Consider the following 24224-nt stretch of genomic DNA (forward strand, 5'->3'; position numbering starts at 1 on the left):
TACTTATATCAATAGGTCATTTTAGGCTCTAGTTTTTTTGCAAAGTCTATCATTTCCTGAAGCTCCCCAACCGAAGGTACACGGCGCGTTAACTTCTTTATAGCATTCACTTCTTCCATTTTCGCATGCAAATTTGCAGCAACACGATTACGGAATTCTTTCACAGTATCAACTCCTGCTGCTTCAAGAAGCTCTGAAAATTGTCCTGCAACACCTTTTATACGAAATAAATCGGCATGGTTTGTCCATTTCAAAATCAACGACTCACTAATACCAGTCTCTTTGGCAAGAGCTTCACGTCCTTTTTTAGAAGCTGCCTTTTCCAACAAATCATCTGTAGTTTTAACTCCAACGGCAATTAGTTTTTTACCGTACACTTCTCCTACTCCTTCAATTTCTTCAATTTTGTAACTCATATATTCAAATATTTAATTGTGTAAGTCTGCTTGTATTCAACAACTATTCATATATCAATAGTTGCCTTATGCTAATATAGAACATTTCGTTCAATTAAAAAGTTTAGAAAGGAATAAATTTTATTGAATACACTACTAAAGTGTCTAATTCTTTTTTTAACAAATAAGCATAAAGCATTGAGAATAATAAGTATTATATTTGCAAAATCTTGAATATCTAAAATCAACACCATGAACAGTAGAACTTTACTCTCCATCCTATTCACTCTTTTTTCACTTACCTCACATGCTACTTTAGCAATCGACCTTGAAGAAGAGTATATAATCACCTGTTACAACGCAAAAGGAGGCATTGAAATACCCTCAGATGGGAGTTATCCTCTTATGTATAATAGTTCGGTGGGAAAAACTACAGAACGTGCATTTTGGATTATTAATGAAGAGCAAGATGGAAAATACTCTATAAAAAATGCTCTAACCAATCAATACATTAAATATTTTGCGAATAATTACGACACAAGATATGTCGAATTGGCCAACAATCTGGATACTCAAAATAATACTACTTTATTTACATTTATACCTGTAGTTAAAAACGGAACAGAATATTATGCAATTGCATCGGTTGCAAATCCAGATCATGTATTCAATAGACGTACCAGCGGAATTGTCGGGACGTATGAATGCAAAAACAGGAACTATTACGACAACGAACTATTTACTTTAAATACAAAAAACTCATTACCTGCCGAAGGTGGAGACGGAAAGCTATTCACTTACCTAAGCTCTTTTTCGCTGAATAATAAAGATTTGTCATCGTGCAAGGATAGTAAAATGTATTATTATTCTATTCCCTTGAATTTAATGAAATCGGATATACCTTTGATCGTAAAATTTGAGGTTAAAAATGCCAATTATACCCTCAGAATAGAAAATGAGGATGTACTGAATGGTGCCAGTTTTACTTTCAAAGATGTAGCTCCGGCTAAAGAATATAAGATAGAAATACTACAAGGCAATTCTGTTATAGCTACCGAATCGCTTTCGTTCACAGGATTACCTATTGTACAACTATATACTAATGGCAACAGTTTGAGCACATCTTTCCAAAAAGGACAAATACGTGTTCATGACTCTGAAAACAAGGACTCGTACGAATTACTAAATGCCGAAATTCGTTATAGGGGAGCAATCACCCTCAACTATCAGAAAAAATCGTTTTCTGTAAAAATAAAAGACGAGAACTGGAATAATCTTGATAAAAGCTACTTCGGTTTTCGTAATGACAAATATTGGATACTAGATGCAATGGCTATCGATAAAAGCCGTATGCGTAACAGAGTATGTACCGATATTTGGAATGATTTTTCTACCGATCCACACTACAAATCGGAAGAACCTAATATGATTAATGGAACACGAGGACAATTTGTCGAAGTATTTTTGGACGACAAATACTGGGGTATATACTGTATGACAGAGAGAATTGACCGTAAGCAATTGAAATTAAAGAAATTCAAAGAAGATACACAGCAAGTGCGTGGCCTTTTATATAAAACCTCTGATTGGTCTTATTCTGTAATGATGGGGTATCGTCCGGGAATAGGAGTAAGCACCAATTATCCATTAACCAATTATAACAACAATAATGTAGAATGGGATAAGCATGAAGGTAAATATCCCGATGTAGAGGATGGAGAACCTTTCGATTGGAAACCTTTGTACGATGTGGTTAAACTTGTAGCACACGGCACAAATAGTAATTTTGTAAGTAAGATACCACAATATATAGATATACCCGTTTGGGCCGATTATTATTTGTTGATGGAAATGATTATGGCCACCGACAACCACGGAAAGAATGCCTACCTAAATATGTATAACATAACCGAAGACCAGATTCTGGGAATAACTCCATGGGATATGGATGCAGTATTAGGTAGACGTTGGAATGCAAGTGCAGTAGGAGCATCTCAAGATTATACCCAGTATATCATTAATTCTGAACATGGAGAACACAATCTGTTCCGTCGCCTGAAACTCACTAATGCAGCCGATTTCAACGATCTATTAAAGAAACAATACGACAAGCTTCGTTTTACTCATTTTTCGCCCGAAAACATGTTTAATCGTTTTGAGAATTACAAGCGAATATTCGAAAACAGTGGTGCTGCCGTGAGAGAAATTGATAGGTGGAACGGAGTAAACGGAATTACTGTAGACTTTGATGCCGAATTGGCATACCTGCACAAATGGCTTCAAGATAGAGCAGAATACATGAACGAACAGTATGGAGAGCCAATAGGAAATAGTATTGAAGAAAATCAGGCGTTCGATTACTTCTTCTATCCTAACCCTGTATCCGACAAGTTATATATTTCAAATATCGAACAAGGAACACCAATTCAAATCTATACTCAACATGGTATTCGAATTTACTCAGGAAAAGCTGATGCGAATAGCACTATCGTCGATTTCACTCAATATACTTCGGGTTGTTATTATCTGAAAGTTGGAAACGACAAGGGTAAATTAATAATGAAACATTAACCTTCGTGATATAAAGAAAATCAAAAGCCTGTTTATAAACGTGAATATAATTTAAGCAGGCTTTTAAAATATTATAAGTAAATTGCTAAAGCCCGAAACATTTATTATCTTTAGCAAAACGAATATTCATCAATAAAACAGCATTATGGAAAAGTCGAAACAAATAGTGGCAGCTTCACTCATTATACTGGCAGTAGGCGGGGTTGCCTATTTATGCATGAAATCGAAGGAAAGGAGAAAATCTAAACGCAAAAATATGCCTGTATATATCGTCTGATGAATAAGTACGGTAGCTACAAAGAATATTTTTCGGCGTTACCAGACAGGTACAAGAACAGTAAAAGGAGATACAAGATTGGGATTCCACTTTTGTTTCTTCTTTTGTTATTTTATATATTTTGCCTGCCCCGAACTCTCTTCGATGTGCCTTACAGCACTGTTGTTTTCGACCGTAATGGCGAGTTGTTAGGCGCACGCCTTGCCACTGACGAACAATGGAGGTTTCCTACAATAGATTCGGTTCCTGAGAAATATAAAATATGCCTTATTGAATTCGAAGACCGCCATTACAATTATCACTGGGGCGTTAACCCATTGGCAATGCTAAGAGCTGTAAAACAGAACTTTTCCGAAAAGCGCATAGTTAGCGGAGGTAGTACCATAACCATGCAAACAATCCGTTTAGCCCGAAAAGAAAAACGTACTTACGGAGAAAAACTAATTGAAACCATACTGGCTACACGCCTCGAATTTAAGTATTCGAAGGACGAAATACTAAATCTGTATGCATCGCATGCCCCGATGGGTGCAAACGTAGTTGGAATTGCAGCTGCCTCGTGGCGATATTTCGGACACGACGTTTCGACACTGTCGTGGGCAGAAGCTGCAACACTGGCTGTGTTGCCTAATTCGCCCGCAATGATGCACTTCGGGCGTAACCGTAACAAACTGATAGGTAAACGCAACCGATTACTACAACACCTTCGGGACAAAAATTACCTGACCGAAACAGACTTTCAATTAGCCATATCCGAACCTTTGCCTGCACAACCTTATGCTTTACCTCAAACAGCGCCTCATCTGGTAACACGAGCATATATCGAACACAAAGGACAACAAATAACGTCTACCATCGACAAACAGCATCAGCTCCGAACCGAAGCAATACTTTCGAGATGGAACGCCGAATTTGCACAAAACGAGATAAAGAACATTGCCGCTGTAATAATTGATGTTCAACAGAATGAGATTATCGCATATTGCGGAAATGTACATTTCGAGCGTCGCTCATCGGCAAATCAGGTCGACATACTACAAGCGCCCCGAAGCACGGGTAGCATACTAAAACCTTTTCTGTACTGCGCAATGCTGAACGAAGGATTATTAATGCCAAACGAACTTACGCCCGACGTACCTGTCAATATAAATGGGTTTGCTCCTAAAAATTTCAGTCTTAAATATGATGGAGCCGCTCCTGCATCCGAAGCTTTAGCCCGATCACTAAATATTCCGTTTGTGGTAATGCTTCGTAAATACGGCATACAAAAACTCCATAACCTGTTACGCAGAGCAGGTATGACAACAATTACCCGTTCGGCCGACAATTACGGGTTATCACTCATTCTTGGAGGAGCCGAGGGCAAATTGCTCGAAATAAGCAACATTTACTCCGTTATGGCACAAACGCTCAACCACTATAATGCCGAAAATAAATACAAGGACATAAAACCGGCTAAATACATATTATCGGCCACAGAAACACCCGAAATAACAAATAAGCCTATATTCAGTGCAGGAGCAATATGGCAAACCTTCAATGCTCTTACAAACGTAAACCGCCCTGAAGAAATAGACTGGCGTTCGATACCATCTATGCAAAAGATAGCATGGAAAACAGGCACAAGCTTCGGGTTTCGCGACGGATGGTCGGTTGGCGTAACTCCCCGCTACGTAGTGGGTGTTTGGGTAGGTAATTCCGACGGAGAAGGGCGTCCCGGGTTGGTAGGGGCACGCACAGCAGGACTTGTTATGTTCGATATATTTAACTCGTTACCTGCCTCACGATGGTTTTCCACGCCTTTAAACGACTTGGTAAAAGTAGAAACATGTAAAGAGAGCGGACATATAATGGGAATCAACTGCCCGAAATCGTCAACCGATACAACCTTAGTGTGCAGAAAAGGCTTAGACGGAACGCCATGCCCCTATCACTCAAAAGTACACTTATCGGAAGACCTGCGTTACAGGGTATACGAAAACTGTGCAGGAGCCAGAGGCATTATAGATACATCGTGGTTTGTTCTTCCCGCATCGTGGGAACTATATTACAGGGAACAACATCAGTCATACATCTCTCTTCCTCCCTATTCGCCCGAATGCACGGGAAATGACAATTCAAAGGCAATGGAGTTTTTATACCCTTATCCCAATTCTGTTGTAAGCCTGCCAAAGCAACTCGATGGTTCGGTAGGCGAATTAGTTTTTGAGGTTGCGCACCGCATACCACACAGCCGCATATTCTGGCATCTGGACAAAACCTATATAGGACAAACAAAAGGTTTTCATAAAAAAACAGCTGCCCCACCACCGGGCGAACACCGGATAACGGCTGTAGATGATGATGGAAATTCGGCAAGCATAAAATTCGTTGTAAAATAGTATATTTGTATACAGGATGAATGATAAGATTCAAATAAACGCCAATAATAGCATACCGCTTGTTTCCGTAATGGTTCTCACATATAATCACGAAAAATATGTGACCAAAGCCATCGAAAGCATCATTATGCAACAATGCAGTTATAGTTACGAAATAGTAATTAGCGACGATTATTCGACCGATAACACCCGTGCTGTTTTAGCTGAACTCAAGCAGAAATACCCCGACCATATCAGGCTCATTTTTAATGAACAGAACAAAGGAGTAATAAGAAACTATTACGAAACAATGGCTTTATGTAAAGGCAAATACATAGCAGACTGTTCGGGCGACGATTATTGGTTAACTCCCGACAAACTTCAAAAACAAATAGATATACTGGAAAACAACGAAGATGTAGTTCTGGTACATACTAATTGGAAAGAGTTTGAACAAAGATCGGGTACCTTCATCAACGACATAAAATCTATTCATCTTAATAATAAAAAGAAGCTGCTGGATAAAAAAGACATCCCCGATTTTCTCAACCAAAAAAACTTTAGCATAGTAAACCTGAATACAGGCTGTTTCCGAAAAAGTAGAGCCTTGGATATACGCAAACAATACGACCGCTATTTTAACGATGAACGATACGTATGCGAAGACTTTCAACTTATGGCATTCCTACTTTCAAAAGGTTCGTTTTATTACATCGATGATGAAGCATCGGTATACCGGGTATTGGATGAGTCGGTAAGTCAAAGTATCGATTTTGCGGAGCAATTCAAATACAGATACGGTGTTACCTTAATGAGAATAGATCTTGCTAAAGAACTTGGTGTATCCCTCAACCGATTTTTAGAGTTAGAATCGTTCGACCTTTTCTACACAGCCTTTAAAGCGAAACGCAAAGACCTTGCCCGAAAAGCAAAAGAGCTGTTGAACAATGCGAACTATAAACTACCTTTTAAATCCCGAGTGGTATATTCGATTGCCAAAAACAGCATATTAACGAATTCTGTATATCCGTTATTTCTGTTTTTAAGAAAGACAAAGAGTGCCTTAAAGTAAAGCCGTAAAGGAATGAAACAACATTATGATATAGATTTTGTATTGCCGTGGGTAGACGGGCAAAATGCCCAATGGCTAGAAAATTACCAGAAATATGCCGGAATAAACGACGGCGACTCACGGGAAATACGTTTTCGCAACTGGGACTTGCTCCGCTATTGGTTTCGATCGGTCGAAACATTTGCTCCGTGGGTTCATAAGGTACATTTCATTACATCGGGCGAATTACCCGAATGGCTCAACACAGATCATCCCCAATTAAACTGGGTAAAGCACGAAGACTACATTCCCGAAGCATATTTGCCCACATTCAGTGCAAATACCATAGAATTAAATATACACCGCATAAAAGGATTGTCGGATCGCTTCGTTTACTTTAACGACGACCTGTTCCTTATTTCGCCTGTTGAGAAAGAACGCTTCTTCAGCAAAGGATTACCTTGCGACTTAGCTGTGATGACAGCAAAACCTGTTAGCGGAGGCATTATACATATGGTAATAAACGATCTGGATATACTGGACCGCCAATTCAGGAAGAAAGAATGCGTGAAAAAAAATCTGAGCAAATGGTTTTCTCCCGTATACGGAAAGGGTTTGCTTAACAATATATTACTTTCGCCTTGGAAAGAGTTTCCGGGATTTATCGACCCTCATCTTGCAAACTCATTCTTAAAGCCTACATTTGCCGAAGTATGGGAAACCGAAACCGAAGCGCTTCACCAAACATGTATGCGTAAATTTCGCTCGAATAACGACGTAAATCAATGGCTGATGCGTTATTGGCAATTAGCCAAAGGTTGTTTTGCCCCGTATAATACTCAAAAAAATGCGCTCAATATCGACATTACAGACAACAATATTTCCCGAATTTATGAAGCTGTAAGCGAGCAAAAACACCAAATGATTTGCCTTAACGACAGTACCGACATATACGACTTTGAACATAGCAAAAAACAGCTACAAAAAGCTTTTGAAAAGATATTACCCAACAAATCGGCTTTCGAAAAATAACATTTAAGCACCCCCGTTTATGATTATCACTCTTTCGCCGGCAAAAATGCTCGACTTTAAAATTCCTGCTAAAACAGAAAATACAACTATTCCCGTTTTTGAAAAACAAGCCGGCGAGTTAATTGAAGAATTGGCTAAGTATAACGTTGAAGATCTCGCCGGTCTTGAAAAAATAAATCTAACTCAAGCACTGACTGTTTACCAACAGATACATGCTTTCAGTATAGATAAAACTCCAAAAAAAAGTTCGGGATTTGCCTACAACGGAATAGCTTACAAGGGTTTAGATTTCAAATCGTTCGATGAGGAAGATTTGCTTTATGCACAGGAACATTTGGTAATATTATCGGGTTTATACGGAGCACTACGTCCTCTGGATGCAATAAAGCCTTACAGGCTTGAAATGCAAGCCGAACTTCAAAACAAAAAAGGATATACTTTATACGATTTCTGGGGAGACAATCTCACTGAATATCTTAGCAAGCGGTTAAACTGTGACGATAAAATATGGCTGAACCTTATGTCGAACGAATACACAAAGGCAATCGATAAAAAAAAGTTACCCAAAAACACAACAATAATAGTACCCGCTTTTAAAGAACAAACGGCAACAGGCTACCGTCAGGTTGTTGTACATACAAAAAAAGCACGTGGCATGATGGCACGCTTTGCCCTTAAAAACCGAATAACAGATATTGAACATCTGAAAGCTTTCGACGAAGAAGGATATACTTATTCGCCCGAATTATCAAAAGGCAATGAATGGATGTTTGTAAGATAAACTAAGCACCTTGATCTTATGGTATTACCCGAGGACCCCGAAAAAGCAGAATCGTTCATTCGTTTCGTCATATTTCTTCATTCTCTTATATTTGGCTCAATATTATCAATCTGTTTTGGTATAGTCGGACTTTTGCTTTATAATAAAGAGAGAAAAAAAGCACGGATTTTCTTTTATCTTATCGGCTTTATTGCAATATGTCTCTTGTTCCTGTACTTACGCATATAAATAAACAAGTCAGTAGTTACTTTCCAATATTCTACTTATATAGAATTACCCCTCTTTTTTAATAACATCTGACGTCTATTTTTTCAAAACCTGACACTCCTGACAGTTTTTGTATTTATTCAGATATTTAAATTTTCTATTTTTCAGGCTCTACCCAATCGCCATTATCTTTTATAAGCTGAATAAGCCTTTCCACTGCCATTTCGGACGGGATTCCTTTTTCTATAGCCTGTTTTTTCTTATACAAAGTAATTTTTCCCCTTTCGGCTCCTACATATCCATAGTCGGCATCGGCCATTTCACCGGGTCCGTTCACAATGCATCCCATAATACCAATTTTCAGATGTTTCAGGTGCGATGTGGCAGCTTTTATCCGAGCAACAGTATCTTGCAAGTCGAACAAAGTACGCCCGCAACCGGGACACGATATATATTCAGTTTTACTTGTACGCACACGAGCTGCTTGCAAAATGCCGAACATATAAGAATCTATATCTTTTTGAGGAATACAACCTGTGTTTTCTATCATTATACCGTTGCCGAATCCGTCAAGCAAAACAGTTCCAAAATCGGCACCTGCTTTAATTTGCAGGTTCTCGGCTTCATCTTCGTTGTACGAACGATTCAGAACAACAGGAACTGCACATTCATTATTCATTAATGTGTGGATAAACGCACGCTGCTCCCCTACCCCGTTTATATGGTCGGTTGTGAGAATAACCACTACGTTTTTCTCCAACTGCAAAACATCAATTATTTCGCCACAAAGTTGTTTATAAGATATTTCAAGGAATTTTATTGCAGCGTTATTTTTATATATTTCCCGATAGTTAGAAAACCGGAATAAAGGATAAGTATTTTTTTCGCCTGTCCATCCCTCAAAATCGATTATAGCAGGTATCGACCTCGGCGCATCGATCGCAAGAGTTGCACCAACATACACATAGTCGGGTAAAAAGTGTGGATTAAAATTAAACTGTCCATTTCTTCTATCCGAGATAACAACAGGAAGATTATCGCCTCCTATGTTTCCTACAGCATCGGTTTTACGTTTATCGGTCGACAAAATATCGAATTCATCGGCAATCTCTCCATCTATTAGAGGATGATTTTCGCGCAATGTTATATAATCTACCAGCTTTTTAGCTACCGGAATTTCGTATTCAGGGTCTTCGCTCAACGAAACACGGATAGTATCGCCCAACCCGTCAGACAACAAAGCTCCTATTCCCACTGCCGATTTTATACGTCCGTCTTCACCGTCACCCGCCTCTGTAACACCCAGATGAAGCGGAAAAGCTAAGCCTTCTTCATTCATCTTATCAACCAACAGGCGTACTGCCATTGTCATAACAACGGTATTCGATGTCTTCATCGAAATAGCTATATCCGTAAAATCTTCCTCAACAAAAATGCGAAGGAATTCCATACACGATTCTACCATTCCTTCGGGGGTATCGCCATAACGGCTCATTATACGATCGGATAACGAACCATGATTAACGCCTATGCGGATGGCTGTTTTGTTTGCTTTACAAATCTCGATAAGAGGGAGTAAACGTGTTTTTATTTTTTCAAGTTCCTGCGCATATTCTTCTTCGGTATATTCAAACGTTGCAAAAGTCTTTACTTTATCTACGAAGTTTCCGGGGTTTATCCTTACTTTCTCCACCACTTTCGCAGCAGCCTCTGCCGCCCGTGGGTTAAAATGTATATCGGCTATTAAAGGTGTGCTATAACTACGGTCGCGCACTTCTTTTTTTATATTGGCTAAATTCTCGGCTTCACGAACCCCTTGAGCTGTAAGGCGCACATAATCGCCTCCAGCCTCAATAATACGGATAATCTGATCGACACTGGCTTCCGTATCGTTTGTGTTTGTATTAGTCATCGATTGTATACGGATAGGATTATCGCCACCAAGAGGTGTATTGCCTATATTAACTACCGAAGTTTTCCTGCGTTTATAATTGAAAAAGTTCATATTTGTTTCCTTTTTATCATACATTCACCAGCGAAGTACTATACGCTCGCCCAAAACTTTAGCCAAAGCTTTCTTTATCTCTTCAAATTGCTTTATTTGCCTCATCAGGTCAATAACACCGTCAATATCCCCGTCTTTCTGTTTTTGCTCCATTTTAACCCTCAATTCCTTCACCTGAGCCGATATATGAGCATTCTTCAGTTCGGTAAGTACACGAGGAACAAATACTACCAGATTTTTTTCTTCGGCAAGCGGCGTATCTTCTTTCTTTACATTATTACCAAATTGTTTCAGGTGTACCTTGCTCAGCTCATAACGATCTTCAAGTATGTTTGCCGTAAGACGGCTTACATCGGGATTCGGATGCGCTAAAAAGTATCGGGCAGGCACAAATTGCGGGTCGCCTATATGTTCAACAGCCTCATTAAGCATTTGTTTATATAATGGATGTTCGAACCACAAATTATCGCGCTCAAGGTCGAATTTAACAAACTCGAGTACAGTAGATACAAATTCGATATCTTCTTCCGCAAAAGAAGGCAGCATTCCGTAACGCACAATATAATACAAAACCTGACGCTCGTACTTATCGAGTGACGATTTTGCATTTTTAGACTGAGCTACCGTTTGCGAAGTAACCTCGTTTACCACCGTCTCGGAAGTGGCAATTCCGGCTTGTTGCAATTGTACATTGGTACGTTGTTGTGCCGATTCTTTTTCGATATACGCCAGTCGTTTTTTATTAACTTCGCCAACCAGCACCCGCTCGTCTACACCAAGTAAAGCACTACAATCTTTTAGATAAACAGTGCGGATAATATTATCGGGAATAATGGATATACTATTCACTATATCTGAAATCAGGGCAGCCCTTTTTATCGGATCATTACCTGCATCCTTCAGCAATAGTTGTGTTTTGAAACGGATGAAATCGACTTCGTTATCTTTTATATACTGCGTTAAGGCCTGAGCATTTTGCTTGCGGGCAAACGAATCAGGGTCTTCACCTTCGGGCAGAAGCACAACTTTTATATTCATTCCGGCTTCGAGCAAAAGATCTATTCCACGTAATGCGGCTTTTATACCTGCCGAGTCGCCATCGTAAATAACCGTTACATTGGTAGTAAAACGGTGTATTAACCGAATTTGCCCCTGAGTAAGAGCCGTACCCGACGAAGCAACAACGTTTTCGATACCCGCCTGATGCATGGATATCACATCCGTATATCCCTCAACAAGATAGCAACAATCGGCCTTTGTTATAGCCTGCTTTGCAAAATATATACCGTAAAGTTCGTTACTCTTATGATAAATATCGCTTTCGGGCGAGTTGACATATTTCCCCGTATTTTCCGCTTTTTTCAGTATACGTCCGCCAAAAGCAACCACTTTGCCCGACAATGTATGAACGGGAAAAATTACACGCCCACGAAAACGGTCGGCTACATAGTTATTATCTCCTTCAATAGTCAGCCCTGTTTTAACCAGATATTCTTTTTTATATCCGTTTTTCAAAGCTTCTTGCGTGAAGGCATCACGCTGTTCAAGACTATACCCTAACTGAAATTTTCTGACAATATCTTCCCTGAACCCCCGTTCCTTGAAATAACTTAATCCTACAGTTTTTCCCTCCAGATTTTCGTGTAAGGTATTTACAAAATAAGTGCGGGCAAAATCGTTAAGAATGAACAAGCTTTCGCGTTCGTTATAAGCTTCCTTTTGTTCGTCGGTAAGCTCCCGCTCCTGCACTTCGATATTGTACCTTTTAGCAAGATATTTAAGAGCCTCGTAATAAGAAAGCTGTTCGTGCTTCATTATAAAATGGACAGCACTCCCTCCTTCGCCGCAAGCAAAACATTTACAAATATTTTTTGCAGGCGAAACATAAAACGACGGACTTTTATCGGTATGGAACGGACATAAGCCCACAAAGTTGACACCCCGTTTCTTAAGAGTGACAAATTCTGATACTACATCTATAATCTGTGCAGCATCAACAATGCGGTCTATGGTTCCCTGATCTATCATCATCCGTAATTCATTCCTTGTAAGAACTAACAAAGTTACAAATTATAAATAAGAATTGTTGTTAATAAAAATAAGAGTAAGTTTTTATCTGATATAAAATATGTATACCATAGATAAATATATTTTTGTACTTTTGCGGCAATCAAACTTAAAAACAAAATTATGAACAAGCTAAAACAAATCTGCAACGTTATTCTTATCTCGTCGCTATTCGTATTCTTATTCACACAATGCGATAACGCAGTAAACAAAGCCTTGAAATTGGTGGCACAAGAAACCAACAAACTTTTACCTATGCAATACGATGCCTCTACAACTTTATTAAAAGTAGAAGCAGAAGGCACAACTTTGAAATATTATTATGAGATAGGCGACAATATAAATTTTGACGCCGTTACTTCGGAAGCCAATAAAAAGCAGGTACAAGAAAATCTTTTGCAAGTATTGGTTAATTCGAAAGAGTTAGCCGCACTACGCACAATGGATGTTAGCTTTTTACACGAGTACAAAAGCAAAAAAGGAGAAGTTTTAATGTCGATAAACATAACTCCTGATATGTATAAAAACTACAAGCCCAAAAATGAAAGCTTGGAAGACATATTGACTGATTTAGTCGAAATACATTCAAAAACTCTTCCTGTTGAAATAGCACCCGGAATTTCATGGAGTTCGACTAAAGTAGAAGGTGGTAACACTTTAGTATACGAATATACCATTCCAAAAGAAGCAGGAGTTCAAATGGATTCTAATTCTGCAGAAGTTAAACAAAAGTTAGCAGACGGAATTAAATCGGATAACACTTTGATGAATGTTCGTACAAAAGGTGGCAATTTCAAATTTGTTTATGTTGATGCCAACGGAACAGAATATGCATCGTACACCGTAACACCGGCTGATTATAAATAAACAGAGAAACTGTGAGATAAATAACTAAGCGATTGCCAACAGGTAATCGCTTTTTCTTTTTGCCACTAAACATATTGTATTGCTTTATTGTTACTGATACATATTTTCGTACTTTTGTAACCATTGAGTTAATAAACATCACAGAGGATGAGAAAGAATATTTGGAACAATGCATTCCTTTTACTTGCCATTATCATTTTACTTGCTTCGTGCGGAAGCCGCAAAGAACAACAACACCGCTTTACAAATCTGAAATATCCGAAATATGAATTTCGTGGAGCATGGATTCATACCGTTGCACAACCCCAATACCAACGGATGAACTCGGTGCAGATGAAACAATATTTTGTAAAAATGCTCGACGACCTGCATGCTACTGGTATCAATGCTATTATATTTCAGGTACGTCCGCAAGCCGATGCCTTTTACTATTCCGAGATAGAACCTTGGAGCCGTTACCTGACAGGCATACAAGGAAAAGCCCCCGATAATGGATTCGATCCTTTAGCTTTTATGATTGACGAATGCCATAAACGGAACATGGAATTACATGCATGGCTAAACCCCTATCGTGTAGGATTCGAAAATCAGGATTATGTACCAAACCACATATATCGCACACACCCCGAACTATTCGTAAAATATGGCAAGCAAATATATTTCGATCCGGGATTCCCTGAAAACCGTTTATACATATGCCGTGTGGTTGACGATATTGTTCGCCGTTACGATGTAGACGCCATACACATGGACGACTACTTTTACCCCTATCCTATCAAAGGCGAATCGTTCCCCGACGACCGAAGCTTTAATGCCTATGCTGCTAATCAAGGATTCAGTCCTGCGCAACGGAACGATTGGCGCAGAAACAATGTAAACACACTTATTAAAGAAATAAAATATACCATTACCCGAAACAAGCCATGGGTAAGATTCGGTATCAGCCCATTCGGTATCTATCGCAACAAACGCAGTACCCCCGACGGATCGGGTAGTGAGACTAACGGATTGCAAAACTACGACGATTTGTATGCCGATATTAAACTATGGGTAAAGAACAAATGGATAGATTATAACATTCCTCAAATATACTGGGAAATAGGGCACCGCCTAGCCGACTATTCAACCTTAATAAACTGGTGGGCCGATAATAACTTTGAACAACCCCTTTACATAGGACAAGATGTAAAACGGACTATGGATGCAACCATGCCTTCGGGCGACAACCAGTTGTTCGAAAAAATGCGCCTATCAAGAAGTTTCACCACGGTAGATGGCAATTGCTTTTGGCCGGGATACGAGATTTTGAATAACCATAAGAATGTTGCTGATGTTCTGAAAACAGAGTATCATAAATATCCGGCACTAATACCTGCCTATAAGCATATGCACAAAGGCGAGCCAAAAACAGTATCGGGAATAAAGCAGGCATACACCCCCGAACATCATTATCTGCAATGGCTAAGCAACCATAACAAGCAAAACCCCGAAACGGCTCAATATTACGTAGTCTATCGTTTTGCCGAAGGTCAGAAAGAAGATTTGTACGATGCCCGCAATATTGTAGCCACAACCCGCGACCGCTACTATATATTACCTTATGAAGGCGGACGAAACAAATATAAATACGTGATAACGGCTGTGGATGCTTTCCATAACGAATCGAAAGGAAAATCGATAAAAGTTACACTATAAAATAATATACACATATCCGACTATAACAAAAACAGGGTTGCCTCATTTAGCAACCCTGTTTTATTATATCTGTTTCGAAACATTGTTACTCTTCCAACGAGTTCCAACCCTGAGCCTTAAGTTGCATCTCTGCTCCATCGCGGGTTTCGAGCATGCAGCCCAATCCTTCTTTCGTAATATGACCAATTAGATGTACTCCTTTCAGTTTCGATACTTTATCGTGCATGTGCAGGGGTACTGTAAACAATAGCTCATAGTCTTCGCCCCCATTAAGTGCCACAGTAGTAACATTCATATTAAACTGTTCGGCCATCATTGCAGTTTGGTAATCGATAGGAATACGTTCTTCGTAAATATGACATCCTGTTTTGCTCTGGTTACATATATGAATCAGTTCGGACGATAATCCGTCCGATACATCCATCATCGCAGTAGGGACAACACCTTCTTCAGCCAAAAACCTGACAATATCGCGCCTTGCTTCGGGTTTCAGCTGACGCTCCAAGATGTATTCCTTTCCCGAAAAATCGGGTGTAAATTCTTTTTCGCCTGCAAATACCTGTTTCTCCCTCTCAAGCAATTGCAACCCCATGAAGGCAGCACCCAAATCGCCCGAAACAAAAATAAGGTCGGTTTCCTTTGCGCCATTGCGGTATACAATCTTATCTTTATCGGCTTCTCCTATACAGGTTATACTAATTGTCAACCCCGTAAGCGAAGACGAAGTATCGCCGCCTATAATATCTACACCATATTCGGTGCAGGCAAGTTGTAAACCTTCGTAAAAAGTTTCGAGATCTTCAACCGAAAAACGTTTGGAAATTCCCAGCGAAACAGTTATTTGTTTAGGCTGTCCGTTCATGGCATATACATCCGAAAAATTAACCACAGCCGACTTGTACCCTAAATGCTTTAATGGAACATAAGTCAGATCGAAATGTATTCCTTCAAGCAAAAGGTCGGTTGTGACTAATATTTGCTTATCCTTATATTCGAGAACTGCAGCATCGTCGCCAACTCCTTTTAACGAGCTTTCGTTTTTTAACTCTATTTTTTCAGTCAGGCGTTTTATCAGCCCGAATTCACCTAATTTTCCTATTTCGGTACGTTCCATTATTTAATTTTACCTTCTATATTTTTAGTCCTTATACTTACAATACCATACTTACAGCTATTCTATCTACCTAGAATTTTACTTACCCCAGAATAATCTCTAACATGTTATCAATAAAAAACCTGACAAACCCGACACTTTTTATAATATATATTTACGATCTTATAATTTTCGAAAGCTCAATAAAACCTGACATATCTGACAAAAAACAATCTCTTCAATTATTAAACTTCCTTTCTAAAAAAGCCATGGGTAATAATCCTTTATTATATAGATAAATATAACAAAAACTAGTCTATTCTTTTAATAACCTCCTGCATGAGGAAGGCCATTTTGGGTTGAGCTATTTTTGCAGCTTCCTGCACTTCTGTGTGTGTTACTTCTACTATTTTACCCAAAACACCAAGATCGGTAATAATAGAAAATGCCAGCACTTTCATTTTTGCATGATTAGCAACAATAACTTCCGGAACGGTAGACATGCCCACGGCATCGCCTCCTATTATGCGGAAATAATTATATTCGGCAGGTGTTTCGAAAGTAGGCCCCTGTGTACCTACATACACCCCATATTGCAGTTTTATATTATTTTCTTTTGCTATCTGAGCCGCAATACAACGTAGCTCCTTGTTGTAAGCTTCGCTCATATCGGGGAAACGAGTTCCCAAAGTATCGTCATTTTTACCACGTAAAGGATGTTCGGGAAATAAATTGATATGATCTTCAATAAGCATTATATCGCCAATCTCGAAACTGCTGTTCATCCCGCCTGCAGCATTCGACACAAACAAATATTCTATACCCAAAAGCTGAAAAACACGGACAGGAAAAGTTACTTCCTGCATATTGTATCCCTCGTAGTAGTGGAACCTACCCTGCATTGCAACAACACTTTTTTCGCCCAGTTTACCGAATATCAATTTCCCAGAATGTCCCTCAACTGTCGATACCGGAAAATTGGGTATTTCCGAATATTCTATTTCTCTTTTATCGGTAATGGCATTAACAAGCTCACCTAACCCGGTTCCTAGAATAATCGCATATTTCGGAATATCAGAAACCTTCTTCCTGATATATTTCGCCGTCTCTTGTACTTTTGTATACATGCCTTACTATTTTTTTCATGAATAATCGCTCGTCCTCTTTGCTAAGGAATGATATTTTAACGGGCAAATAATACATCGATGCTTTTAACCTCTCGCTCATTTTGTTTCCGTCGGTTAATCGTGCCGCATCCTTTTCGGTAAGTATAGTTATTGTATCGTTGCCCATTTCTTTAAATCGCTCTTCAATATCCTGAATATCCTTATCCGAAAAATCATGATGATCGGGGAAATTCATAAGCTGCACATTTTCGGTATATTTCTTTATTTCTTCAACCAATTGGTCGGGAGATGCAATGCCTGCAACCAATAATACCTTCTTGTTACGAATATATTCCAATGGACGCTCTACCGATTCGAACAGGTTTTGCCTGTCGAACATAGCAATTAAATCGCCATACTCGGTAGTGGAAAAGAGCAAAGACTGATAAGGATATGTGTTTATATCGTGTGTCATTATCCGCATATCAATAGGTTTTAAATCCTGAGGACATTTGGTAATAATCACAACATTAGCTCTGTCTAAATTATGGGCAGGCTCCCTTAACCGCCCCGCAGGTAAAAGGGTATCTTCGTATATGGGACGATTGTAATTAACCAAAAGCACCGAAAAAGAAGGTTTTACGTAACGGTGCTGATAAGCATCGTCGAGCAATATAACCTCGGGCCTGTCGTCCATAGCCAGCAATGTTTCTATCCCATGCCTTCTATTCTCATCTACTGCTACAATAATATCCGGAAATTTGTTTTTTATCTGGAACGGTTCGTCTCCAATCTTCTTGAAGTCGGTGTTTGGGGTAGCCAGCACAAACCCTTTGGTTTTGCGCCTATACCCCCGGCTCAAAACAGCAACACGGTATTTGGTTTTTAGCAAACGAACCAAATATTCTATATGCGGGGTTTTACCTGTGCCGCCAACTGTTATATTGCCAACACATATTACGGGAACATCGTATTGAACCTGTTTAAGTATATTCCAATCGAAAAGCTTTTTTCTGATAAAAACAACAAAACCATACAACCACGATAATGGAAGCAACCACTTATTGATATTGGTTTTGTTTTTCGACATTTCTCTGCTTTTCTATTTTATTTCGAAATCGTACGGCAATCGTGCCTGTATGAAATCTTGTTCTGTCATTTCTTTTATCTCACGTACCGTCTTTATTAGCCGGTAATCGTCGCCCAAATAACTTTTAAGGGTTTCCTGCGCTATTGTATTTCGTATATCAAAAGTCAGATTTTCCCAAAAACTTTTTTGTTTAGGATATTCGCTCACCGAATATTCTTTGAGCTCTGCAAATTTAGCGGCTTCTTCAATCGCCATATCTATACCTCCAATTGCATCTACCAATCCTATTTTTAAAGCTTGGTTGCCAGTCCACACACGTCCTTCTGCTATTTTTGCTATCGAATCTTTTGATATACCTCTTCCTTCGGCACAGCGTGTTATGAACAAATCGTATCCTTTATCAATGTATTCCTGCAAAATAACTTTCTCATCTTCCCGCATCGGACGGGCCAAATCGCCGAAATCGGCAAATCGGTTCGTTTTCACATGATCGAAAGTCAATCCTGCTTTCTGTGCCAGCCCTTCAACATTGGGGAACAGCCCGAATATGCCAATCGACCCTGTAAGGGTATTAGGTTGAGCTATTATTTTAGAAGCGTTACACGATATATAGTATCCACCTGAGGCAGCGTATCCACCCATGGAAACGACAATCGGTTTTTTTACTTTCAAATCGGTTACAGCTTTCCATATTTGCTCCGAGGCATAAGCACTTCCCCCTCCCGAATTAACCCTGAGGACAACAGCTTTAACATCTTCATCGTCTTTCAGTTTTTCGAGTTGTTTAATTACAAACCTGTCATTTATATCGGTTTTCGCGTTACCGCTTACAATGGAGCCTTCGGCATACAAAACGGCAACTTTTTCTTTGTGTTCTTTTTTTTCCGATTTTACCGAAGCCATTTGTTTTACACTTACAAGCTTTAAATCGTCAGGCTTTTCGGCATCGGTAAGTGCACATAAATAATCCTTTACCTCGGTTTCGTACATCAAGGTATCGGCCAATCCTTTATCAACTACCATTTGCGGTTCGCGAAACAATGGCATCATGTTGGCAATACTATCAAGCTCGGATACTGATATATTGCGAGATTGTGAAATACCGGCAAGCATAGTATTCCATATATCGTGAATATACGAGCCTACCTGCTCACGATTTGCAGGGCTCATTTTATCGAGCATATACGGTTCGACTGCCGACTTGTATGTCCCTACTTTAAACACTTGTACCTCAACCCCCAGTTTATCAAATAATCCTTTGTAAAAAACACGGGAAGAAGCTAAACCATGTAAATCGAGATTTCCCGATGGATTTAGTATGACTTTATCGGCTACCGACGATAAAAAATAACAACCTTGCATATACGTATCGGCATAGGCAATTATGAATTTTCCGCTTTTTCTGAAGTCGTTAAGTTCGTTTCTTATTTCGAGTAAAGATGCATTTGATGCCGACAAATACGAAGAGTAAATATATATGCCTTTTACTTTATCGTTTTCTTTTGCTTTTTTTATGGCCGATACAATATCGCTTTGCGATATTTCGTCAACATCCGAAAAACCCAGGTATTGCATTATCGGATTCGGCTGTGCGTGGTCTTTAAGAATACCGCTCAAACGAATCGATAAAATAGTATTATCTTCCAGCTTATAATTCCGAGGCGAACTGCTATTTATAACTACAATGGAAAAGCATATTACCAAAATAAGAAAAGCAATAAAAACCCCGGCCACAGATGCTAAAACACCCTTGAAAAAACTTTTCATATACTAGGTTAAGCAAATAAAATTCACGAGAAACAAATATAGAAAAATATTTGTGGAAGTACAAAGATTACTGCCATTTGTACGTTTTCTACACTATAATAACCCACTTCGGCAACGAAAAGTTCGCAAAAGAGATACATTTAAAAAACCGATGGTATTCAAATATTACTTTTTTGTTGTTCTATAAGTTCAATAGCAGCTTTTGATAATCGCATCAATTCCGCATCTTCACTAACTTCGAACATCAACACCTGTCGGTAATCGGACTTTGCTTCTTCAAACTTTTTTTGTTCGTAATAAAGATTCGCCCTGTTGAAATAAATAACAGCAGACGGAGAAAGAGAGAGTGCATGGTCGAAATCGGCAAGAGCGTCATCATATTTGCCCATTTTATCGAAAACCAATCCTCTGTTATTATATGCACTTGCATAGTCGGGCATCAGCAATATAGCATCGTTAAAATCTTTCAATGCCTTATCGTATTTACCCTCGTTATTATATATCGATCCACGGTTATAATAGCTCATTCCATGACTCGGATCATTCTCTATAACTTTTGTGCAGGCTTTAACAACACCCTTGTCGTTATTCATTGTGTAATAAATATAAGCCTGATGCTCGTAAACCTTTGCCAGTACACTTTTCTTCCAGTCGGGAGTTTTCTGATAAGCGGCATCACCCTCTATTCTTTTTATCAACTGTTCCAAGGCTCTTAGTTTTCCTTCGTCGGAATCTATTTTATCAAGCATTTCCTTTACACTATGCGAGAACGATGCTAAACTATGTTTACTTTTACGCCTTGTTTTCTGTATATAAAAAATCATTGCGCTGAATGCAAGTAATATTACCCCGAAAATGGCAATAAGCCCCCAAATGTTTATAGCTGCTATCATATTTTATTTCAAATTTATCCGTTTCGTTAATAATAGTAATAATCATTCATCATATCGTCGCCCGAAGAACTACCTCCACTGAAAGAAAAATTAAACCTATAAATAAAACTGAACAAAACAAAACGGCTGATATAATTTGTCCGCATATCTGTAATTCCCGAATCGTGTACATGGCGTGTAATATTATTTCTATCGTTCAGAATATCGAAGCAATCGATTTTTATAGTCCCTTTTCTATTTCTCAATACTTTTTTCGACGCCGACATATTCCACATCAATTCCGTTTTTTTAATATCGGACGAATATCCCGAGTTATACGAATATCCTATATTGTTACTTACCTTTATATCGAAAGGTAATTCTACGCTTGTATAATTACCCAATTTATAGGTCGAAACATCTCTGTTTTCCTGATTCTCGAGGTTATTGCGGGTCATATTATAACTATGATTGAGCTGCAATCTCGATTCTACCTTTTTTGCGCTAAACGAAAGGTTAGCCCACTCGCTTATGTTCAGGTTATTTGTTCTTACACGCGCCTCATTCGAATAGCTTATTCTTCGGGCAAAATAAGCCGAAGCCCCAACATCGAGCTTAAACTTTTTGTTTTTCAACGGAGTATTATAACTCATAAACACATTTGTATTCCAGTCTCCGTTTTCGTTTACATAGGTTGTTTCGCTATTGTACAAAGAGTCTATTTTTGTTTTGCTTACCACCTTATTCGATACGGTAGAAAAGCTGGCACTTAAATTGAAAAAGCGTTCTTTTTCGAAATGAGACTTCCTGTAGTTAAAATTAAAGCGATTATTAAAAGCAGTTTTCAGATTGGGATTTCCGTAAGACATGCTCTGTGCATTATATACAATAGTATCTGTCGACAATTCTCGCAAGCTGGGGCGAGACGTCCCGTTTTGATAGCTAAAATCGAGATATGTATCTTTACTACGGCGATACGACAGGTACCCTCCCGAAGTCCAATTAAACCGATTTTGCCGTAAATCTTCGTTCTTATCCCGATCGGGGCGTGTGATGGTGTTGCGCGAATACGATTGCACACCGCTAAGCACTATATTGTAGTGCAATTTTTCGCCACTATTCCCTTGAAATCGAAGCCTGACAGATTGGTTTTCGGTTAGGTTATCCGTATTTCGGGTATAAGTGGAATCGATGATCGAATAATTACCCGAATCGTCTTTTTTAAAGTTATTATTGTCGTTTTCATTGCTGTTTCTGCGATACGAATATTCAACCGCTACCAAATTTTTCTCTCCGATAGGTTCACTGTACGACAACGATAGCCCCCAGTTAGACGAAGCTGTTTTTCCTGCGGTTCTCAGGTCTTCGATAATACCATCAATATCCGATGAATAGGAGGTTTCGTACTTGTTAAATCCATTGCTCTTATTGCCTCTGAAATTACCATCCACATTCAGGCTGACATTCCGTCTGCTGTGCCCTAGTTTACGGCCTACCATTAACGAAAAATTTAAATACGATCCGTCAGTCTTCGTATATCGATTCGATTGATTGTATGTTGTATCCTTTCCTTCAACAAACGACTTCGAATTTGATGTGTTATTATTATTTTTGCTATTATATGAACCCGATGTTCGAAAATATATTCGCGTTAAAGTATCGGGCTTCCATGAAAAATTAACACTCCCACGCATCGATTTTCCTCTATCGACCGATTTTGAGCTGCTCGAATTTATACGGTTTCCGTCGGGAAGAAATAGTTCGGAATAGTCATCCGATTTGAATGTACTTTTATTGTCTTCGTACCGAAAATCTCCGTCAATACTGAATTTATCTTTCTTTTCGTGAGACAAGTTAACTCCTATATTTTGTTCCCTGTCTTCGCCCATTAAACCCATACTCATTCCGTATCCATCGGGGTCTGGAATATTTTTAAGGTTTCCTACCAACGAAATCTGATTGTCGCCCGACAGCATATTTGCCATAAGTTTATTTGCATATCGGTCTTCCGTACCATATCCTGTGCGCACATCGCCAAACAAGCTTTTCTTGTATTCTTCTTTTATTTCAAGGTTAATTACCTGTTCTCTGTTTTCTTCGTCCTTAACACCCGAAGCTTTCTCTTTTTCCGATTCTTCTTTAAACAATTGCAGCTTTTTAACCATGTTGGCAGGAAGATTTTTCAGCGCCATTTTTATGTCGTTACCAAAAAACTCTTTACCATCTACCAGAATTTTGGTAATTGCTTTACCGTTTGCACTTAAATTACCGTTTTCGTCAAGTTCTATGCCCGGAATATTCTTTATCAAATCTTCTAAAAGATCGTTTTCATCGTCAAGATAAGCATCTGCATTGTATTCTATGGTATCGCCTTTAACCACAATGTTCGGAATTTCGGCTGTAACTATCGCTTCGTCCAATATTTTAGAATCGGTATTCAGATAAACTATTCCGAGATTATGATTTTTTTTCTTATCAGTTACCAAAATATCATAAAACCGAGGACTGTAACCCAAAAGCGAAATCTCTACAGTGTAACTGCCATTATTTATCTGCTTAAGATTAAATATTCCGTTTTCGGATGCAGTCGAGCCTTTTACATAAGCACTGTCGGCCTTGTTAAGAATACGTATCAGGGCAAAGCCAATAACTTCATTTTTCAGGCTATCACGCACCTCTCCCTGTATCGAACCACCTTGCCCGAAAACAGTTAGCGAGAAGCCTAAAAGAAAAAATGAAATAATAAGAAACCGCATGTGACTACCCCAATTAAAATCATCTGTAAATAAGAGGCGAAGATAACGCTTTTTGCATAAATGCTTATGGCATATTTACAGATAAAAAACACCGATTTGCGCATAACATATTCAGTATTAATGCAAAATACAATTTTTGTATATAAAATTAGTTAAATGAATTAATAATAAACGAGCTTTGTATCATACTTTTAACTATATTTGCAGCCAAATAAAAAAACAACTGTAAATC

17 protein-coding genes are annotated in these 24224 nt (G+C 38.8%); 8 read left to right on the forward strand and 9 right to left on the reverse strand.

Annotation, left to right across the window (positions count from 1 at the left end):
• Nucleotides 1–8: 8 nt before the first annotated feature.
• A complete protein-coding gene (locus tag D0T53_RS05685) occupies nucleotides 9–416 on the reverse strand; it encodes a DUF4332 domain-containing protein (RefSeq protein ID WP_163265958.1) in 408 nt (135 codons plus the stop codon).
• A gap of 231 nt (nucleotides 417–647) precedes the next feature.
• Here D0T53_RS05685 and D0T53_RS05690 point away from each other — a divergent pair, with 231 nt between their 5' ends.
• The 6 genes from D0T53_RS05690 (at nucleotide 648) to D0T53_RS05710 (ending at nucleotide 8467) form a co-directional block, all read left to right on the forward strand.
• On the forward strand, nucleotides 648–2966 hold the full coding sequence (locus D0T53_RS05690; protein ID WP_163265960.1) for a CotH kinase family protein: 2319 nt from the start codon (nucleotides 648–650) through the stop codon (nucleotides 2964–2966).
• A 145-nt stretch (nucleotides 2967–3111) separates the two neighbouring features.
• A complete protein-coding gene (locus D0T53_RS13555) occupies nucleotides 3112–3243 on the forward strand; it encodes a hypothetical protein (protein ID WP_255489401.1) in 132 nt (43 codons plus the stop codon).
• Nucleotides 3243–5624, forward strand: a complete 2382-nt coding sequence (gene pbpC / locus D0T53_RS05695) for a penicillin-binding protein 1C (RefSeq protein WP_163265961.1) — start codon at nucleotides 3243–3245, stop codon at nucleotides 5622–5624. Before D0T53_RS13555 ends, pbpC begins: the two co-directional genes overlap by 1 nt.
• Nucleotides 5625–5640: 16 nt before the next feature.
• Nucleotides 5641–6675, forward strand: coding sequence for a glycosyltransferase (locus tag D0T53_RS05700; protein WP_163265964.1), 1035 nt, complete (start codon nucleotides 5641–5643; stop codon nucleotides 6673–6675).
• Between the two features lie 12 nt (nucleotides 6676–6687).
• A complete protein-coding gene (locus D0T53_RS05705; RefSeq protein ID WP_163265966.1) occupies nucleotides 6688–7686 on the forward strand; it encodes a stealth conserved region 3 domain-containing protein in 999 nt (332 codons plus the stop codon).
• A gap of 19 nt (nucleotides 7687–7705) precedes the next feature.
• Complete coding sequence (locus D0T53_RS05710; RefSeq protein ID WP_163265968.1) at nucleotides 7706–8467, forward strand: YaaA family protein; 762 nt, start codon at nucleotides 7706–7708, stop codon at nucleotides 8465–8467.
• 364 nt (nucleotides 8468–8831) lie between these two features.
• Here the strand turns inward: D0T53_RS05710 and D0T53_RS05715 are convergent, their stop codons facing one another.
• Both D0T53_RS05715 and dnaG read right to left on the reverse strand, forming a co-directional pair.
• Nucleotides 8832–10679 (reverse strand): 4-hydroxy-3-methylbut-2-en-1-yl diphosphate synthase, encoded by a 1848-nt coding sequence (locus D0T53_RS05715; protein ID WP_163265970.1) that lies wholly within the window; start codon nucleotides 10677–10679, stop codon nucleotides 8832–8834.
• A gap of 24 nt (nucleotides 10680–10703) precedes the next feature.
• Nucleotides 10704–12707, reverse strand: coding sequence for a DNA primase (gene dnaG / locus D0T53_RS05720; protein WP_163266166.1), 2004 nt, complete (start codon nucleotides 12705–12707; stop codon nucleotides 10704–10706).
• 162 nt (nucleotides 12708–12869) lie between these two features.
• On the opposite strand from dnaG, the gene D0T53_RS05725 reads away from it, so the two are divergent.
• Nucleotides 12870–13613 (forward strand): hypothetical protein, encoded by a 744-nt coding sequence (locus tag D0T53_RS05725; RefSeq protein ID WP_163265972.1) that lies wholly within the window; start codon nucleotides 12870–12872, stop codon nucleotides 13611–13613.
• Between the two features lie 147 nt (nucleotides 13614–13760).
• Nucleotides 13761–15308 (forward strand): glycoside hydrolase family 10 protein, encoded by a 1548-nt coding sequence (locus D0T53_RS05730; RefSeq protein WP_163265974.1) that lies wholly within the window; start codon nucleotides 13761–13763, stop codon nucleotides 15306–15308.
• Between the two features lie 85 nt (nucleotides 15309–15393).
• Here D0T53_RS05730 and thiL read toward each other — a convergent pair whose 3' ends face one another.
• The 6 genes from thiL to D0T53_RS05760 all read right to left on the reverse strand — a co-directional run bounded on the left by thiL (nucleotide 15394) and on the right by D0T53_RS05760 (nucleotide 23992).
• A complete protein-coding gene (gene thiL, locus D0T53_RS05735; protein WP_185152978.1) occupies nucleotides 15394–16425 on the reverse strand; it encodes a thiamine-phosphate kinase in 1032 nt (343 codons plus the stop codon).
• A gap of 287 nt (nucleotides 16426–16712) precedes the next feature.
• Nucleotides 16713–17528, reverse strand: a complete 816-nt coding sequence (locus D0T53_RS05740; protein WP_163265978.1) for a purine-nucleoside phosphorylase — start codon at nucleotides 17526–17528, stop codon at nucleotides 16713–16715.
• Nucleotides 17476–18597, reverse strand: coding sequence for a tetraacyldisaccharide 4'-kinase (gene lpxK, locus D0T53_RS05745; protein ID WP_163265980.1), 1122 nt, complete (start codon nucleotides 18595–18597; stop codon nucleotides 17476–17478). The genes D0T53_RS05740 and lpxK overlap by 53 nt, the downstream gene beginning before the upstream one ends.
• Nucleotides 18598–18609: 12 nt before the next feature.
• Entirely contained in the window at nucleotides 18610–20364 is a 1755-nt protein-coding gene (gene sppA, locus D0T53_RS05750) for a signal peptide peptidase SppA (RefSeq protein ID WP_163265981.1), read from the reverse strand.
• Nucleotides 20365–20522: 158 nt separating this feature from the next.
• Nucleotides 20523–21257, reverse strand: coding sequence for a tetratricopeptide repeat protein (locus tag D0T53_RS05755; RefSeq protein ID WP_163265983.1), 735 nt, complete (start codon nucleotides 21255–21257; stop codon nucleotides 20523–20525).
• A gap of 26 nt (nucleotides 21258–21283) precedes the next feature.
• Nucleotides 21284–23992 (reverse strand): outer membrane beta-barrel protein, encoded by a 2709-nt coding sequence (locus D0T53_RS05760; protein ID WP_163265985.1) that lies wholly within the window; start codon nucleotides 23990–23992, stop codon nucleotides 21284–21286.
• Nucleotides 23993–24224: the final 232 nt, after the last annotated feature.

The sequence above is a fragment of the Dysgonomonas sp. 216 genome, assembly GCF_010501065.1.
Classification (GTDB): domain Bacteria; phylum Bacteroidota; class Bacteroidia; order Bacteroidales; family Dysgonomonadaceae; genus QVMM01.